This window comes from Frankia sp. Hr75.2 (assembly GCF_949319125.1).
Lineage (GTDB): Bacteria > Actinomycetota > Actinomycetes > Frankiales > Frankiaceae > Parafrankia > Parafrankia soli.
The window spans coordinates 1-499 of sequence record NZ_CASGGV010000231.1 but is presented as its reverse complement, the minus strand read 5'-3'; the positions used below and the strand labels follow the sequence as shown (position 1 = coordinate 499).

The window sequence follows — 499 nt, the reverse complement described above, 5'->3', positions numbered from 1 at the left end:
TGGGCCGGATGGATTCCGGCTACCTGAAGGGCGCAAGCGAGTGCCGCTCATGTATTCATTGCGTGCTTCCAAGCCGCGCTGACCAGCCGTGTCATAGCTCGCCGAGCCCGCTGCCCGGCTGGTCGGCTTGCCGGGCATGCGCGGAGGCTATCGATCAGCCGTGGTCGGCGGTGCGTGCGCGGGTGTGGGCAAGACGGTAGGAGTCAGTGCCGGTCTCGATGATGGCGCCACCGAAGGTGAGCCGGTCGACGATGGCGGCGCAGAGGCGGGGGTCGGTGAACGTCTTGGTCCAGCCGCCGAAGGACTCGTTGGAGGCGATCGCGACGGAGGCTTTCTCCTCGCGTTCGGTCAGGACCTGGAAAAGCAGTTCGGCGCCGCGCCGGTCGAGTTCCATGTAGCCGAGCTCGTCGATGCAGAGCAGGTCGACACGGCCATAGCGGGCGATGGTCTTGACCAGCTGCTTGTCGTCGGCGGCCTCGACGAGCTCGTTGACCAGCTT

The 499-nt window shown here is 66.3% G+C and carries 1 protein-coding gene; it reads right to left on the bottom strand.

From position 1 onward, the window contains the following. Window positions 1-154 precede the first annotated feature (154 nt). Window positions 155-499 (bottom strand): ATP-binding protein (locus AC559T_RS16750; protein ID WP_498869334.1); only part of this gene is annotated, 345 nt, incomplete at its 5' end.